Annotated in this window: 14 protein-coding genes and 1 pseudogene; 9 read left to right on the forward strand and 6 right to left on the reverse strand. The window is 62.6% G+C overall.

Going from position 1 to position 17387, the window contains the following annotated elements:
- Positions 1-37: 37 nt before the first annotated feature.
- Positions 38-649, reverse strand: coding sequence for a MarR family transcriptional regulator (locus PMI04_RS10500; RefSeq protein WP_037486819.1), 612 nt, complete (start codon positions 647-649; stop codon positions 38-40).
- A 141-nt stretch (positions 650-790) separates the two neighbouring features.
- Between PMI04_RS10500 and ectA the strand changes: the two genes are divergently transcribed.
- From ectA to PMI04_RS10545, 9 genes are all read left to right on the forward strand, one after another.
- Positions 791-1282: a diaminobutyrate acetyltransferase gene (ectA, locus tag PMI04_RS10505; protein ID WP_081491032.1), complete on the forward strand. Its 492-nt coding sequence runs from the start codon at positions 791-793 to the stop codon at positions 1280-1282.
- Between the two features lie 15 nt (positions 1283-1297).
- Complete coding sequence (ectB, locus tag PMI04_RS10510) at positions 1298-2608, forward strand: diaminobutyrate--2-oxoglutarate transaminase (RefSeq protein WP_007712249.1); 1311 nt, start codon at positions 1298-1300, stop codon at positions 2606-2608.
- Between the two features lie 15 nt (positions 2609-2623).
- Positions 2624-3037: an ectoine synthase gene (locus PMI04_RS10515; RefSeq protein WP_007712251.1), complete on the forward strand. Its 414-nt coding sequence runs from the start codon at positions 2624-2626 to the stop codon at positions 3035-3037.
- Positions 3038-3111: 74 nt separating this feature from the next.
- The gene (gene thpD, locus PMI04_RS10520; RefSeq protein WP_007712253.1) at positions 3112-4032 is read left to right on the forward strand and encodes an ectoine hydroxylase; all 921 of its coding nucleotides are present in this window, start codon (positions 3112-3114) and stop codon (positions 4030-4032) included.
- Positions 4029-5471 (forward strand): aspartate kinase, encoded by a 1443-nt coding sequence (locus PMI04_RS10525; protein ID WP_007712255.1) that lies wholly within the window; start codon positions 4029-4031, stop codon positions 5469-5471. The genes thpD and PMI04_RS10525 overlap by 4 nt, the downstream gene beginning before the upstream one ends.
- 20 nt (positions 5472-5491) lie before the next feature.
- Positions 5492-6727 carry an MFS transporter gene (locus tag PMI04_RS10530; protein ID WP_007712256.1) on the forward strand — a complete coding sequence of 412 codons (1236 nt, stop codon included), beginning with the start codon at positions 5492-5494 and terminating at the stop codon, positions 6725-6727.
- On the forward strand, positions 6724-8058 hold the full coding sequence (locus tag PMI04_RS10535; protein ID WP_007712258.1) for an MFS transporter: 1335 nt from the start codon (positions 6724-6726) through the stop codon (positions 8056-8058). Before PMI04_RS10530 ends, PMI04_RS10535 begins: the two co-directional genes overlap by 4 nt.
- Complete coding sequence (locus tag PMI04_RS10540) at positions 8055-9317, forward strand: mechanosensitive ion channel family protein (protein WP_007712261.1); 1263 nt, start codon at positions 8055-8057, stop codon at positions 9315-9317. Before PMI04_RS10535 ends, PMI04_RS10540 begins: the two co-directional genes overlap by 4 nt.
- A gap of 241 nt (positions 9318-9558) precedes the next feature.
- Positions 9559-12291 carry a winged helix-turn-helix domain-containing protein gene (locus PMI04_RS10545; RefSeq protein ID WP_007712263.1) on the forward strand — a complete coding sequence of 911 codons (2733 nt, stop codon included), beginning with the start codon at positions 9559-9561 and terminating at the stop codon, positions 12289-12291.
- Between the two features lie 252 nt (positions 12292-12543).
- Here PMI04_RS10545 and PMI04_RS10550 read toward each other — a convergent pair whose 3' ends face one another.
- The 5 genes and pseudogenes from PMI04_RS10550 to PMI04_RS10570 form a co-directional block, all read right to left on the reverse strand.
- Positions 12544-13221 (reverse strand): isochorismatase family protein, encoded by a 678-nt coding sequence (locus PMI04_RS10550; protein WP_007712264.1) that lies wholly within the window; start codon positions 13219-13221, stop codon positions 12544-12546.
- 27 nt (positions 13222-13248) lie between these two features.
- Positions 13249-14121: an alpha/beta hydrolase gene (locus PMI04_RS10555; RefSeq protein ID WP_007712265.1), complete on the reverse strand. Its 873-nt coding sequence runs from the start codon at positions 14119-14121 to the stop codon at positions 13249-13251.
- Positions 14122-14136: 15 nt separating this feature from the next.
- A complete protein-coding gene (locus PMI04_RS10560; RefSeq protein WP_007712266.1) occupies positions 14137-14370 on the reverse strand; it encodes a hypothetical protein in 234 nt (77 codons plus the stop codon).
- Positions 14371-14420: 50 nt separating this feature from the next.
- Positions 14421-15395, reverse strand: coding sequence for an alpha/beta hydrolase (locus tag PMI04_RS10565; protein ID WP_238535955.1), 975 nt, complete (start codon positions 15393-15395; stop codon positions 14421-14423).
- 503 nt (positions 15396-15898) lie between these two features.
- A pseudogene (locus PMI04_RS10570) lies at positions 15899-16444 on the reverse strand (IS5 family transposase).
- Positions 16445-17387 lie beyond the last annotated feature (943 nt).

Below are 17387 nucleotides of genomic sequence, written 5' to 3' on the forward strand. Positions count from 1 at the left end.
CGACGAAAATTGATGGCTGAGAGTCTCATAAGGGTCGTCAAAGTGGCTGGGAGCGGTCGATCCGGCCGCTGTCGAGCAGCGGTGCGGCGTCGATCCAATCTGCGTCCATCAGCACGGCCAGCCTTTCCGTCGCGGCGAGGATCATGGCCTGTTCCCAGGTGGGGAGAGCGTCGAAGCGATCGGTGAAGCGCTTCTGCAACGGGTCGGGGGCGTCGGCCAGGGCGTCGCGGCCGGCGGGCAGCAGGGTCAGGTTGATCTGGCGCTTGTCGCGTTCGCCGCGCTGGCGCTGGACGAAGCCGAGCGCGACCAGCCGGTCGACGATCGCGGTGATCGTCGCCTGGCTGAATTGCAACGCCTGCGCCACGGCGGAGGGGGTGACGGACAGGCGCGTGTCGATTTCCCGCAGCACCAGCAATTGCGATGGCGTGAGCCCGGTCGTCGTCGCCAGCTGACGGCTGCCGATTTCGGTCGCGCGCAGGATGCGGCGCAGCGCGCGCAGGGTCAGGGAGGCGATTTCGGAATCCATGGGAAGGCGCATAGCGCGAAGTCCCGCAAAGCGCCAACGGGGCCAAAAATTCCTCATTATATACTTCATCATATAAAATATAATTTCGGCTTTGGGGTTGAAGATGGCGCTGATGATCGGCATATAACCGCCCGTCTCGCCGGAGAATCTGCTTCTCCGAGTAAAATATAATTCGGGAGATGAATAATCTTCGATTCCCAAGCTACAGCGGCAGCTTCGCCGCCACGGGCTTCTGCGCGCTCTCGATCGGGCGAGGGGCAGGACATCGTCTTACGCAAGCCCGTCGCCACGGACGGGCCGGCCATCAGCGGATTGATCGCGGCCTGTCCGCCGCTCGATCCCAATTCGGCCTATTGCAACCTGCTGCAATGCACCGACTTTTCCGACAGCTGCGTCGTTGCGGAGCGGGGTGGTGAAGTGGTCGGCTGGGTATCGGGCTATCGCCCGCCGGCAGCGCCCGACAATTTCTTCGTGTGGCAGGTCGCGGTGTCGTCCGCCGCGCGCGGCCAGCGCCTTGCCGGGCGCATGATCGAGGCGCTGCTGGCCCGGCCCGAGCAGGCCGGCGTCACTCATCTGACGACGACCATCACCGACGATAATCGCGCATCCTGGGCCTTGTTTCAGGGGCTGGCGCGGCGGTGGGGCGTTCGGATCGAAAAGACCGCCCGCTTTGAAGAACAGGCCCATTTTGCCAGCGCCCACGCCACCGAATGGCAGGCGCGCATCGGCCCACTGCCGACCCCGGCGCAGAGTTGAGAGAGATTGAAAAGAATGACCGTCACGACCCAGCCCAAACCCACCAGCGCCATGCCCGACACGGCCATTTATGAGCGGCGCGAGTCCGCCGTGCGCAGCTATGCCCGCGCCATGCCGCGCCAGTTCAACCGCGCGGAAGGCGTGTGGATGCACGACAATCAGGGCGGCCGCTATCTCGACTTCCTGTCGGGTTGCTCCACGCTCAACTATGGCCACAATCACTCGGTCCTGAAGGCTGCGCTGGTCGACTATATCGCCGGCGACGGCATCACCCATGGCCTCGACCTGCACACCGATGCCAAGGCCGACTTCCTTGTCACGCTGGAGGATGTGATCCTGCGTCCCCGCGGGCTTGATTATCGCGCCATGTTCACCGGGCCGACCGGTACCAATGCGGTCGAGGCCGCGATCAAGCTGGCGCGCAAGATCACTGGCCGCGAACTGGTGATCGCCTTCACCAACGGCTTCCACGGCATGACGCTGGGCGCGCTCGCCTGCACCGGCAATGCCGCCAAGCGCGGCGGCGCGGGCGTGCCGCTGAGCCATGTCGCCCATGAACCCTATGACGGTTATCATGGTCCCGATGTCGATACCGCCGACCTGCTGGAGCGGCGCCTGTCCGATCCGTCGAGCGGTCTCGACGCGCCGGCCGCCATCCTGGTGGAAACGGTGCAGGGGGAAGGCGGCCTCAATGCCGCCTCGCCGCAATGGCTGCGCCGGATCGCCGAGATCGCCAGGCGCCATGGCGCGCTGATGATCGTTGACGACATCCAGGCCGGCTGTGGCCGTACCGGCAATTTCTTCAGCTTCGAAGGCATGGGTTTCACCCCCGACATCGTCACCATGGCGAAGTCGCTGTCGGGCATGGGCCTGCCCTTCGCGCTCACCCTGTTCCGTCCGGAACTGGATCAATGGGCACCGGGCGAACATAATGGCACCTTCCGGGGCAATAACCATGCCTTCGTCACCGCCACCGCTGCGCTGCGCCATTTCTGGGGCGATGCGCAGTTCGAACAGGATATCGCCCGTCGCGGCGCGCTGCTGGAACGGCGGCTGGACGCGATGGCGGCCGAACATGGCCTGTCGACGCGCGGCCGCGGCATGATGCGCGGCATCGACGTCGGATCGGGCGAAATCGCGCAAACCATCACCGCCGCCTGCTTTGCGCAGGGGCTCATCATCGAAACCAGCGGTGCGCATGACGAGATCGTCAAGGTGCTGGCGCCCCTCGTGATCGAGGACGCCGTGCTGTCGGCCGGCCTCGACATTCTTGAGGAGAGCATCCGGTCCGCGCTGACCGTCACCTATGGCGTCGCTGCAGAATAAGAGGAGATTTCAGACATGATCGTTCGCAAGCTTCAGGACATCCGCAAGTCCGACCGCAATGTGAAGTCCAAGGGTTGGGAAAGTGCCCGCCTTCTGCTGAAGGACGACAATATGGGCTTTTCCTTCCACGTCACCACCATGTACGCGGGCGAGGAATTGCACATGCACTACCAGAACCATCTGGAGGCGGTGCTGGTGCTCAAGGGCACGGGCACGATCGAGGATCTGGGCACCGGCATCACCCATCAGCTGGCGCCCGGCGTCATGTATGCGCTCAATGCCCATGACCAGCATATCGTGCGGCCGGAAACCGATATCCTGTGCGCCTGCACCTTCAATCCTCCGGTCACCGGCAAGGAAGTGCATGACGAGAATGGCGCCTATCCCGCTGATACCAGCGCCGCGCGCGAGCCTGCGCTGGCCGACTGATGCGTGACGCCGGCTTGGGGGCTGCCCGAGCCTGCCACGCCCTTATTACCTTAGATTGAAAAAGGGGGAGTCCCATGAAAGACCTCTACCCGTCCCGCCATGCCGACATGGCGGAATTCTTGCCGCGCCACGATCCGGTCGTCCATGCCGACTGGAGCGCAGGCGCGCCGATCAGCCGCGACCAGGCCGAAGCCTTCGAGCGCGACGGCTATCTGGTGCTGGAAGACATCTTCCCCGACGCGGAAGTCGCCTTCCTCCAGCACGAGGCCCGCAAGCTGCTGGCCGATCCCGATGCACTGGAAGCCGAAACGGTCATCACCGAACCGGGCGGCAAGGAAGTCCGTTCCATCTTCCGCATCCATGCCCAGAGCCGGGTGATCGAGCGGCTGGCGGCGGACAGCCGCCTGGCCGGCGTGGCCCGCTTCCTGCTGGGTGACGATGTCTATATCCACCAGTCGCGGCTCAACTATAAGCCTGGTTTCCAGGGCAAGGAATTCTACTGGCACAGCGATTTCGAGACCTGGCATGTGGAGGATGGCATGCCGCGCATGCGCGCGCTGTCCATGTCCGTGCTGCTGGTGGAAAATACGCCGCATAACGGCCCGTTGATGCTGATCCCCGGATCGCATCGCCAGTATCTGACCTGCGTCGGCGAAACGCCGGAAGACCATTATCGCCAGTCGCTCAAGCGCCAGGAATATGGCGTTCCCGACGAGGATAGCCTGGCCGAACTGGCGCATCATCATGGCATCGTCGCGCCGACCGGCAAGCCCGGATCGGTGGTGATCTTCGACTGCAACATCATGCACGGGTCGAACGGCAACATCACGCCCTTCCCGCGCGCCAATGCCTTTCTGGTCTATAATGCGGTGTCCAACCGGCTGGAGGCGCCCTTTGGTGTCGATCGGCCGCGTCCCGCCTTCATCGCCGCGCGCGGCGAACCGCCAGTCATCACGCCCATCACCGGCCCCCTGATGCAGGAGGCGCTGGCATGAGCAGCCTGCATAGCGTCGAGAAGATCGGCGGCACGTCCATGGCCGCGACCGCGACATTGTTCGACAATGTGCTGATCGCCGGCCGAAAGGGCGCGGACCTCTATCATCGCATCTTCGTCGTGTCGGCCTATGCCGGCATGACCGACCTGCTGCTGGAGCACAAGAAAAGCGGCGAACCGGGTGTCTATGCCCGCTTCGTGGCGGACGAGGATGCGGACGGCTGGCGCCAGGCGATGGAGGCGGTGCGCCGCGCCATGCAGGAGCGCAATGCGACGATGTTCGTCCGCGCCGACCGGCTGGCGGAGGCCAATGCCTTTGTCGACATGCGGATCGATGCTGTCGCCGCCTGTCTTGACGATCTGGCGCGGCTGCGCAGCCATGGTCGCTTCTGCGTCAAGGAACAACTGGTGACGGTGCGCGAACTGCTGGCGGGTCTCGGTGAAGCGCATAGTGCGCATTCGACCGCGCTGCTGCTGCGCGACCGGGGCGTCAATGCGCAGTTTGTCGACCTGACCCTGTGGGACCAGCAGGACATGCGCGAACTGGACGACCGGATCGGCCAGGCGTTCGCGCCGATCGACCTTTCCACCACCCTGCCGATCGTCACCGGCTATGCCGGATGCAGCGAGGGCATGGTGCGCCTCTATGCGCGCGGCTATTCGGAAATGACCTTTTCGCGCATTGCCGTGCTGACGAAGGCGCGCGAGGCGATCATCCACAAGGAGTTTCACCTGTCGAGTGCGGACCCGCGCCTGGTCGGCACGGACAAGGCGCGCAAGATCGGCCGGACCAATTATGACGTGGCGGACCAGCTTGCCAATCTGGGCATGGAGGCGATCCATCCCGGCGCGGGCAGGGGGCTGCGCCAGACCGACATTCCGCTGCGGGTGCGCAACACCTTCGACCGGGAGGATGGCGGGACGCTGATCTGCGGCGCCTATGTCTCCGACACGCCGCGCGTCGAGATCGTCACCGGCGTGCGCCAAGCGCAGGCGCTTCAGTTCTTCGAGCAGGATATGGTCGGCGTGAAAGGCTATGACGCGGCGATATTGGACGCGCTGGCCCGCCATGGCGCCTGGATCGTCAGCAAGGCGTCGAACGCCAACACCATCACCCATTATCTGTCCGCCGATGCGGCGACGGTGAAGCGGGTGATCGCGGATTTGCAGGCGCGCTATCCCGACGCTGCCATATCGGCCCAGCCGGTGGCGATCGTGTCGGTCATCGGCAGCGACATCGCGCGACCGGGGCTGGTGCCCGACGCCCTGCGGGCGCTGGCCGATGCCCATGTGCCGATCGTCGCGATGCAGCACCAGATCCGCAATGTCGACGTGCAGTTCATCGTCGATGTCGATCATTATGAGACCGCCGTGGGCGCGCTGCACCGCGCCCTGGTGGAGGACGGGGCGGAACCGGCGGAGGATCGGCGCGCGGCCTGATCCGCCCCCGGTCACCCCCCATGTTCGCCGCGATTCACCCCGTCCGCAGCCTGCTGCTCGCCATCTTCATGCTGATGGCGGGCAGCGGCTTCCTGTCCACGCTGACCGGCCTGCGGCTGGAGCGGGCAGGGGCAGGCACGATGGCGATCGGTGCGGTCGCCACCGCCTATTTCGGTGGACTTGTGGTGGGCGCGTTGCGGGCTGGGGCGATCGTGCGACAGGTGGGGCATATCCGCGCCTTCGCCGCCTTCGTTTCGCTGTTGTCCGCCAGTACGCTGGCCTATGCGCTGGTCCAGTATCCGCTCTTCTGGGCGTGCCTGCGCCTGATCGACGGCATCTGCGTCGCGGGCGTGTTCATCTGTCTGGAAAGCTGGCTCAACGATCGGGCCGAGGCGGAAACGCGCGGCAGCGTGCTCGCCGCCTATATGGTCGCCCTTTATTCCGGGCAGGCGGTCGGGCAATTGCTGCTGGGCGCCAGCGGCGCCTTGCCGGCGGTGCCGTTCCAGATCGCATCCATCCTCATTTCCCTGGCCATCATCCCGCTCTGCCTGACGCGCAGCAGCGCGCCCGCGCCGGTCGATGCCCAGGCCTTCACCATCCGCGCCCTCTATGCCGCGTCACCGCTTGGCACGGTCGGCTCGGTCGCGACCGGGCTGATGCTGGGCGCCTTCTATGGCATGGCGGCGGTGCATGTGCGCCGGCTGGGACTGGACCTTGGCGCGACCGCCAGTTTCATGATGATCGTCATCCTGGGCGGCGTCGCGTTGCAATGGCCGCTGGGGCGTCTGTCGGACCGGCTCGACCGGCGCCGGGTGATCGTCGGCTGCTTTGCCGCGACGCTGGCGGTCTGCTCGGCACTGGCGATGCTGGTGGCGGGCGGCCCGCTGTTGCTGGCACTCGGCGCCCTGTTCGGGGGGCTCAGCTTCGCCCTCTATCCGCTCTGCGTCGCGCACTGCAACGACCGGCTGCTCGCGACCGAGCGGGTTGCGGCGAGCGGGCGGCTGGTGCTGCTTTATTCGGTTGGGGCGGCGATCGGTCCGCTCGGCGCTGCCCTGCTGATGAGCCTGGCGCCGACGAGCGGCCTCTTCCTCTTCATCGCCTTGTGTGCCGGCGCGACACTGGCCTTCGGTCTCTGGCGCCAGGCGGCCACCCCGCCCGTGCCGGTGCCCGACCAGCAGGAATTCCAGATCGTGCCGCGCACGACGCCGGTGGCGTCGCTGCTCGATCCCAATACCGTAGACGGACAGACTCAATGACCACTTCCGCAGTTTCCGCCACCCCCGCTGCCCCGGTGCAGGCCGACAAGGCCACGCTGCGCCGGGCCATCGCTGCATCGACATTGGGCAATGCCACCGAATGGTTCGACTATGGCATCTACGCCTATGGCGTGACCTATATTTCCGCCGCGCTCTTTCCGGGCGAGGTGGACGATGCCGTTCTGTTCGCGCTGGCGACCTTCGCTATTTCCTTCCTTGTCCGGCCCATTGGTGGCCTGTTCTGGGGACCGCTGGGTGACCGGCTGGGGCGCAAGTCGGTGCTGGCGCTGACCATCCTGCTGATGTCGGGCGCGACGCTCGCCGTCGGCCTCATCCCTTCCTATGCACAGATTGGATGGGCTGCGCCCGGGCTGCTCATCCTGCTGCGCATGGTGCAGGGCTTTTCCACTGGCGGCGAATATGGTGGGGCCGCGACCTTCATGGCCGAATATGCACCCGACGACCGACGCGGCTTCTATGGCAGCTTCCTGGAATTCGGCACGCTCGCCGGCTTCTCCTTCGGTGCGGCGCTGATGCTGGGCTTTTCGCTGCTGCTCGGGGATGCGGTCATGCACGCCTGGGGCTGGCGCATTCCCTTCCTGGTGGCCGCGCCGATGGGCCTCATCGGCATGTATCTGCGATCGAGGATGGAGGACACGCCGGTCTTTCGCGAGCAGGCGGCCGAAGGCAGCGGATCGCCGTCCCTTTCCCGACTGCTGCGCGATCATAGGCGGCCGATGCTGGTCGTGGGCGGGCTGGTCGTGGCGCTCAATGTCGTCAACTATACGCTGCTCAGCTACATGCCGACCTATTTGCAGCGCCGCATCGGCCTGTCCCCGGACGAGGCGCTGGTGGTGCCGATCATCGGCATGCTCTTCATGATGGTCTTCCTGCCGATCGCCGGCCATATGTCCGATCGGGTGGGCCGGCGTCCGATGTGGCGGCTGTCGCTAATCGGCCTTCTGGTCGCGGTGGTGCCGCTCTACATGCTGATGGCGACCGGATTTGCCGGCGCGATCATCGGCTTTGTCCTGCTCGGCCTGCTCTATGTGCCGCAACTGGCGACGATCTCGGCGACCTTCCCGGCGCTGTTCCCCACCGCCGCGCGTTTCGCCGGCTTTGCGATCGCCTATAATCTGTCAACTTCGCTGTTCGGCGGTACGGCGCCGGCGATCGGTAGCGCGCTGATCGGCGCGACCGGCAATGAACTCATGCCCGCCTTTTACATGATGGCGGCCTGCATCATTGGCCTGATTGCGCTACATTTCATGCCGGAAACGGCGGGTCGATCGCTCCACGACGATCCGTTCGCGCAGGAGCGCGCCGCATGATCAGCCAGCTCTATATCGCGTCGGACAGCCTTCAGATTCTCACCCGCGGCTATGTCGACAACGCCTGGTTGCAGGCCGTGACGGGATTGCTGCTGCTTGGCGCATTCGCCTGGGCGGCCAACTGGGTGGCCAAGCGTATCGTCCTGACCCTGTTGCTGCGGCTGATCGATCATCTGCCGTTCCGGGTCGAGGCCGCGCATATCGGTGCCGTAGTCGCGCGCCTGTCCAACATCGTGCCGGCGCTCATCATCCAGTCGGGCGTCGCCGCCGTCCCGCATCTGCCGGTCAGGCTCGCCGGCTTCATCGCCAGCCTGTGCTCCGCCTTCATCATCCTGACCTTGGCCATCGCCTTGAGCGGCCTGCTGACGCTCGGCAACGACCTGTATCAGCGCCGCCCTGACGCCGCGAACCGGCCGATCAAGGGCTATGTCCAGGTGGCCAAGTTGCTGGTCTATGGCGCGGCGAGCATCCTGATGATCGCGGCGCTGATGGACCAGTCGCCCTTCCTGCTGCTGTCGGGGCTGGGGGCGATGGCGGCCGTGCTGATGCTGGTATTCAAGGACACGATCCTGTCGCTGGTCGCATCCGTCCAGATCGGCTCCAACGACATGATCCGGGTGGGCGACTGGATCGAGATGCCGCAGCTCGACGCCAATGGCGACGTGATCGATATCGCGCTGCACACGGTGAAAGTCCAGAATTTTGATCGCACCATCACCACCATCCCGACGCACAGGCTGATCAGCGAGAGTTTTCGCAACTGGCGCGGGATGCAGGAATCGGGTGGCCGCCGGATCATGCGGGCACTGGTGATCGACCAGAACAGCGTCGGTTTTCTCGATGAATTTGGGCTGGGGGCTGTCTCGCGCTTTGGTTTGTTGCAGGACTATCTACATGATAAACAGGATGATCTGTTACGCTGGAATGTGGACCATGCGGCGGACAACGGGGTAGACAGTCGGCGGCTGACCAATATCGGCACCTTTCGTGCCTATGTCCTGGCCTATCTGCGTGCGCATCCCAATATACGTGCTGATCAGACCCTGCTGGCGCGCCAGTTGGCACCCAGCGAAAATGGACTGCCGCTGGAAATCTATGCCTTTGCCAACACCACCGTCTGGGCCGCCTATGAAGGGATACAGGCCGACATATTCGACCATCTCATCGCGATCTTGCCCGAATTTGGCCTGCGCCTATTCCAGCGGCCTGCGGGAAGTGATCTGAGGTCGTTCACACATCGTCCACGTAATCGAACCTGATGGGTTCTCCTATCAACTTCCATTGCTACGCGGTGATAATGAAATCGGTCAGGCGCCTTAAGAAGTTGAAGGCGGCGTCGAAAAGCGGACGGGCTGCAACTGGATAGCAGGATTTTCGGGGGCAGCGTCTCGAATGGGTCGGCAGCAGCACGGCTTCAGTCAGTCACCGCACCACCGTGGCAAACTTGCAAACATACGGGAATGAGTTAACCCCGGCAGCCATGTGACCTGTGGGGGAAACATGGCGATCAGCGATGGCCTTGACGCGCCAATACAGCGTTCAGTCTATGAGTTCGGCGATTTTCGTCTGCTGCCGGAACGACAGACCTTGCTATTCAAGGGGCAGCCCGTCGCCTTGGGCGCGCGCGCCTTCGACATTCTGACCCTGCTTGCGTCGCGGGCGGGCGAAGTTGTCAGCAAGGCGGACCTTTTTGCGCATGTCTGGCCGGGCTACATAGTTCACGAGCATAATCTCAAGGTGAATATGGGTGCGCTCCGCCGCAGCCTGGCAGAGCTTGATCCCGAAACGGAATATATCGCCACGATTGCCGGACGCGGATACAAGTTCGTTCGGGAAGTTGGAGGCGGCCGCCAGCATTCTGTTACTGCGAGCGCGAAATTGGCCGGGCCTCATGTCGGGCCGCCCGATGTGCCACATCTCTTCGGCCGCGAAGAGGCTATCCGCCTCATCAACGCGCAGCTTCAGCATCCAGGCTATCTATCTATCGTTGGACCGGGGGGCGCGGGAAAGACGTCGATCGCCATCGCTGCGGCGCAGATAAGCTGCGAGGCGCATGAAGCTGTCGCCTTCGTCGATCTTTCGACCTTGAGCGATCCGCATTTTGTCGTGCCTGCCATGGCATCGGGGGTTGGGGTTTCGCTCGGGCTGGACGATCCGATCGCTGCCGTCATCGACCGCCTCAGCCGCGACGACATGATCCTGATCATCGACAATTGCGAACATGTGCTCTCGATGGCTGCGTCCATAGTCGAGCGGATTTCTTCAGCGCTTCCGCAGGCCCGGCTTATCATCACGACCCGAGAACCATTGCGAACTCGCCACGAAGAAGTCTATTTTCTGCCTGGCCTCCTCTATCCCGATGGAGCGGGGAATATAGACGCCGGCGAGGCGCTTACTTATCCTGCGGTTCAGCTTTTCCTGGCAAAGGTTCAGAATGCGAGTGTCGCGGAACTGACCGACGAATATATTCGCAACATCGCGTCGATCTGCGGGAGACTGGAAGGACTGGCGCTGGCGATCGAACTGGCGGCCGGCACTGCCAGTGTGCTTGCCCCCACCGCGCTCAAACAATTCTTTGAACAGGGCTTCGACGTAATGGGCCGCGGTCCAAGAAATATGCCGCTGCGCCACCAGACATTGGAGGCGACGCTCGACTGGAGTTACCGCCTCCTTCCCGAACGGGAGGCCGTTCTGCTCGAACTGCTCTCACTATTCTCCGGCCGTTTTAGTGCCGATGATGTGGAGGCGCTCTACGCTGCCGGGGGGATGGAGCCGATGGCGGGACGCGACGCCCTATCCCAGCTGGCCACAAAATCGCTGGTAACCACGGAATTCAACCAGGGCGCGTTGCTCTACAGACTGCCCGAAAGCACATCCGCCTACGCAGCCCAGCGGCTTTTCGGAGCGCCCCATCGTCAACTGGCGCGGCGCCATTTTGCAATCGGTATGCGCGACAAGTTGCAGGTCGCTGAGCGCGAATGGTCGCTCCAGACTTCCCGACAATGGCTGGAAAAATATCGGGCGCTCATCGACGATGTTCGCTCCCTGATGATCTGGGCGTTCGACCCAGCGGGCGATGCGGAGATCGGCGCAGCCGTCGTGGTTGCGGCCCTGCCACTGTGGCAGGAATTGTCGGCGTTCAAGGAGCTGCTGGCCGCTATCGAGATGACCGAAGCGGCAGCGCCGGCGATGTCGGCCTTGTCGCCGGTGGACCGCGTCAAGCTCTCGACGGCTAAGGCTTGGGCTATGACGCTGTCCCGCCAGATGCATCCAAGGACCAATCTGGCGTGGCGGGGCAGCATCGATGATGCCCGCGACACCGCAGATCCGGAATTCGAACTCCCGGCTGTTTGCGGTCAAGCCGTGTTCCTGACCTATTCCGGCAAGCCGCTCGCGGCCGTACGCAGCATGCACCGCTATGCCGCCGCCACCGGTCTCAACTGGGCGGCAGCGCCCGACGGCAAGCGCTTCCTGGCGCATGCCGAAATCTATGCGGGAAGATTCTCATGTGCGTCGGTTCGGCTGGAGGAGTTGACGGCAAGCTGGGGGAGCTTGGCCGATGGACGTCGATTGTCGAGATTTCAGGTGGAACTGCCCGTAGCGATCGGCCTTTCCCATGCCTTTCTGCTCTGGTTGCAGGGAGATAGCGAACGCGCGTCCGACGTTGCCGGTCGGGCAATCGCGCGGGCGACCGAACTCGACCATATGATCTCGCTCGGCAATGCGCTCTGTCTAGCGGGCTTGCCTGTTGCCTTCCTGACCGGCGATCTGTCGGCGGCTTCCCGACTTCAGGCGCAATTGGCGGACGTCAGCAAGCGCGAGAATATCGGGATCTACGAAGGGACGAGTCAATTTTTCGCAGGCGCCATCCAGGTGGCTCGCGGCGATGAGGCTGGCCTTGCCACCATGCAAAGGAGCATCGCCGACCTCGAGGCCAATAGCTGGGTCGCCCGGGTGGCATTTTACCGCTGTCTGCTCGCGGAGGCCTGGCTCAAGGCTGGAAATGTGCGGCATGCAGAACAGTGCCTGACAGACGCGCTCGGTCAGCCTGATGTTCGTGAAGAACGCTGGTGCCATCCGGAACTCCTGCGGGTCGCGGGCTTGGTCGAAGGCGAGAAGGGGCATGTCGAAAAGGCAAAACGGCTCCTGGAAAAGTCGGTCCGATGGGCGCGGAGCATGGGTGGCGGGGCCGCAGTCCAGCGTGCCAGCACGTCGCTTTTCCAGATCGGATAGTTTGTCCGACGCGCGCTGGCCACTTTCCGACACCGACGCGATGTGGAAGCTATCGCGTCGGCCGATGACCGCCATGTCTCCAGCCGAAAGCCGGTCAAAGTCACGACGGCCTTTGAAATGGGAGCAGAGATGGTCCGCTCCCATTTCCTCGTACACTCTGCAAACGGCGAGCGTGATGACGATGTCGATGAAGCCATATGCCATAGCCGATACGTCTCGCGCCTGTCGTCCGCAGGGTGGATTGATGTGGCGTCAGAGTGCGTCCCTCGCGGCCTGTTGCGCGCGAGCGTAGCTTTCCGCCACGGCGGCATAGTTTGGCGCCACTAGCCCGTAGAGGGTGGCGAGCTCCGCCGCCTCCGGGCGCGCCCAGGTGCGGTGGAGTTCGGACAGCAGGGCGTTTGTGGAGGTCGGCTTGACCCCGCCCTGGACGAAGCGCGCCAGCGACACGCGTGAGGCCATCTCGCTGGGATCGCCAGAAGCATCGGGCACAGCATAGACATCATAGCCTGCCGCGCGCGCATCGAGCGCCGGGAACATGACGCACACGCTTGTCCAGACGCCCGCCATGATCAGCGTCTTGCGTCCCGTCGATCGAACCGCGGCAACGAAATCGTCATTGTCCCAAGCATTCACCTCGCCCTTGCGCGGCACATAGACGGCATGGGGGGCATGGTGATGGATTTCGGGCATGAGCGGGCCGTTGGGGCCGGCAGGCTCCGATGCCGTGGTAATCACCGGAATGTCGAGCAATGTCGCAAGCCTGGCGATCATCTCGACATTGCGGCGCAGGTCGGACACGGCACTGTCCTTCACGGTCTGGAACAGGCCTGATTGATGATCGAGCAGCAGGATCAGGGCGTCGGACGGATCGATCAGCGCAGCGCCGCCGCCTGAGGGCAGGACGCTTGATTTGGATTTGCTGTTGTACATGGTCACTCTCCGTTGCTTGCATTTTGGTCAGTGGGGCAGGTGGCACGCCAGGAAGTCACGCATCAGGGGGATCATCTCATCGGCCTTTTCCTCGAGTGCGAAGTGGCCGGTCGCGAGAAAATGGAGCGTTGCATCGGGCAAGTCGCGCAGGAATGCGCGCGCGCCGTTGGGCAGGAAGATGGGATCATTTTCTCCCCACAGGATCAGCGCCGGCGGCCGATATTCGCGGAAATAGGCATGAAATGCAGGGTAGAGCGCGACATTGGTCTGATAGTCGGTGATGATGTCCAACTGGATGTCGACGCTGCCAGGACGATCGAGGAACATCTGGTCGTACAGCCAGGCTGCCGGATCGATACGCGCCGGGTCGCTGGCACCAGTAAGATATTGAAAGCGCGTCCCGTCCAGCGACAGAAAGGGCCGCATGGCGTCGCGGTTCGCGGCTCCACTATCGGCCCAATAGGTGCGGGTGGGCTCCCAGAAATCGCCCATGCCTTCCTCATAGGCGTTGCCGTTCTGGATGATCAGAGCGCGCACCCGGTCGGGATGCGCGAGCGCCAGGCGGAAACCGGTGGGGGCGCCATAATCCATCACATAGAGCGCGAAACGGCCAATCTCCAACTGATCGAGCAGGCCAGCCATGATCTCGGCAAAGCGCGCGAAGCCATAGGCGAAGTCGGCCGGGGAAGGCATCGCGGACAGGCCAAATCCCGGCAGATCGGGCGCGATCACATGATAGCGATCGGCCAGCGCTGGCATGAGGTTGCGGTACATGTGTGAAGAGCTGGGAAATCCATGGAGCAACAGCAGGACGGGCTGCCCGCGCTGGCCGGCCTCGCGATAGAATATCTCGATGCCGTCGACAGTCGCGGTCCGGTGGTAGGTGGCAGGGTATGTCATGATCTTTCTCCAGGCTCATGCCAGGGTGGCGGCAGCGGCCGCGATGAAATCGGCCACCTCGTGGGGATGGGACAGCATCGCCGCGTGGCTGCTGTCGATCTCGCTGACTGTTGCACATGTGTGATGCGTCGCTGCGCTCTTGGCGGGACCACCCTGTCGGCCAGAGCCATCGACGAAGGCGCCATGGACAAGGACGATGGACAGGGATGGGGCACTTGTGGCCCGGGTGTCGGAAGCGGGAACCGTCATGTCTGTTCCTTTCGGGTGATGCGGGCGGAGCCGTAGCCCCGCCATGCGCGTCACTTGCAGAGGTTGCGGTCGAGGAAGTCGCGGATCAGCGGCGCCATCACATCCAGCCTGTCCTCCAGCGCGAAATGACCGCTGTCGAGGATGTGCATCTCCGCGTTGGGAAGGTCGCGCAGATAGGGATGCGCGCCGGCCTCGGGGAATATCACATCATTCTTGCCCCAGACGATCAGCGTCGGCGGCTTGCGCTCCCGGAAAAAGGCCTGGAACTGCGGGTAGAGCGGGACATTGCTGCCATAGTCGCCCAGAAGATCGAGCTGGATATCCTTGTTGCCCGGCCGATCGAGCAGCGCCTGGTCCACCACCCAGTTGTCGGGGCTGATCCTGGCGACGTCACCCATCCCGTCGGTATATTGGAATTTCGTCGTTTCAAGCGTCAGCAGGCCGGCCAGCGCTTCGCGGCGGGCTGGCGTCTTTTCGGCCCAATAGGCCTTGATCGGATCCCAGAAGGCGGCAAGCCCTTCGGTATAGGCGTTGCCATTCTGGACGATGAGGGTCTCGACCCGTTCGGGATGCTTGAGCGCGAGCCGATATCCAATCGGTGCACCATAATCCATGACGTACATGCTGTAGCGCTTTGCGCCGACCTTGTCGGTCAGTTGGTCGACGATGTCGGTCAGGTGCGCGAATGTATAGGCGAACTTGCCATGGGCGGGCGCGTCGCTCTGGCCGTATCCCGGATAGTCGGGCGCGATCACCCGGTAGCGGTCCGCCAGCAGTGGGATGAGATTGCGGAACATATGGGATGAGGTCGGGAAGCCGTGCAGCAGGAGCAGGACGGGCGCGTCTGCAGGCCCGGCTTCACGATAGAAGACCTTCACGCCGTCGATGGTGGTGTTCCTGTAATGAATGACGGGAACCGCCTTGGCGGCGATGCTGGTGGGGGCCGGCGCGCAAGCTGCGTAAGCTGCGGCAGGGCTGATCGCCGCGAGGATGGCGATGGCACTGACGAAATGCTTCTTCATGATCCTTACCTTTCCGGGGTGGGTGCAGACCAATCAGCACCTCGGAAATTGGGCTATCATCGCAGGTCTCTGGCCCCGGGATAAATTAGGGTAAAAAGTTGGAAGTCGGTTGTGCTTCGCTCCAATCAGGGAGCGCATCGCTTCGCCAGCAAATAATCAAAACACCTGATACGCCGGATTACATTTCAAAACACTCATCGCCATCTCGATCGACGACGTCGGTCGCGACACGATAGTCATCCAGTTGATCTGCGTTTTCTATGCAGGGCTTTGCAAAATGCAGACGGTCGGCAATCGGTGATGAGAAAATTACGGCTGAGTGAGCGGGAAGGGTCGTTCCCGAATTAAGAGGATTCTTCGAAAAATCGGCACCTGCATCTCAAATCAAAATCGCGCCGTAAATCAGCTCTTTCTGCATCCGACAATCGAGAGCATGTCAAAGGCGAAGCCGCTTCCCTCATAGGGGTCGCCAAGGTTTGTTGGCCTGTGTCGACTAGGCTCAGGACTCATTGATTGAGCCAAAAGATGAAGCTGGCGGCGAAAGCGACGGCTGAGAGGAAGGTGTGAGCACATCGGTCGTATCGTGTGTGGATACGGCGCCAATCCTTGAGGCGTCCGAACATGTTCTCGATACGATGACGCTGACGATAAAGAGTGCGGTCGTGAGGTATGGAGCTTGGTCGTTACTCCACCGCGACTGCGTCCGACACAGCGGGATAGAGCCCCTTTTTGAGCAGGCTGGCGGCGGTGCGGTGGGCCTTGATGTGCGTCGCGTCGATCATCAGCCGATCCGCAGCATCGCCGTCGGCTGCCAGTTCGGCAAAGATGCGATTGAATACACCAAGCCGGCTCCACCGGATGAAGCGGTTGTAGATCGTCTTGTGCGGTCCGTAGGCCGCAGGCGCATCCCGCCACCGCAACCCGTTGCGGATCACGAACAGGATGCCGCTTAGCACGCGCCGGTCGTCCACTCGCCCGATGCCGTGAGACAATGGGAAATACGGCTCGATCCGGCGCATCTGCGCTTCCGATAACAACAGCAGATCATCCATGACGGCACCTCCGCCACCAATGAATCAAACCCGTCGCTCGCGCACAACCGATTTAATAGGTCCTGAGCCTAGCTCAAACCTACGGGCAGAAAGGAGCGGGGAGGAGGGTGAGTCGAAATTAAGTGGTTGTAAAAATAGGAGAATATTGGTACTTTTGGACCTGGGTTTCTCTGCGGGCATGATCGCAATCGCCACAGAAAAAATCCTTTGTTTTCAATCTGATAATTAACAATTTCGGTTGCTGCTAGGCCCACCACGGACATTTTATCAAGATAAATTGATCAGCCGATGATATTTCATGTCTTGACCAACGGCATGTCGGCAGGGCGGATGTCGATCGGAGCAAGCCGTCCTGGCCGCGATCATCAGCGGGGCGGCACGGCCTGATCCTTTCATCATAGAAAAAATCAAATAATTACATATGGTTGATATGTGATCCTGTGGCGCATGCCTCAGTCGCACGGTCATGTTTCGCTTCCGGCACAGATCTGCCGAACAGCGCCCGGTCTATGGAAGCGCTAGCGTGTTCGGGTGCTTGGGCGACGGCACCGGAATCATGCGGGATAATTGACTACTTTAATTGTAGAGATTAAGCGGATTGCCCTGAAGCTTATCACCATGCCCGGGCGTCCACGCCAGCAGCTTTGGCTCTCTTCTGTCCGGGGATATCCAGTGTCTTCAATTCCGCGCAACCTCGCGCAATCATGGCCTGTTTCAATGCGTCGATGGCGTGGAGGAGGCCCTATTCCGAAACCCGTGCGATCGCGCCGCCATTAGCCGCAATGCGTCCCGGGCGATCGGTGCTCGGGCGGCGCATTTGCGCAATATGCTGATGGAAATCGCGGTGACGCTCGTTTCTCCTCATGGGTCGAAGGAATAAGGTTTCAAATTGGTGTGCGCACGAAAAATGGCGTTTGCCGCGTCGTGCGGGCGTCAGAGGCGA

Origin of the sequence: Sphingobium sp. AP49, assembly GCF_000281715.2 — a bacterium.
Lineage (GTDB): Bacteria > Pseudomonadota > Alphaproteobacteria > Sphingomonadales > Sphingomonadaceae > Sphingobium.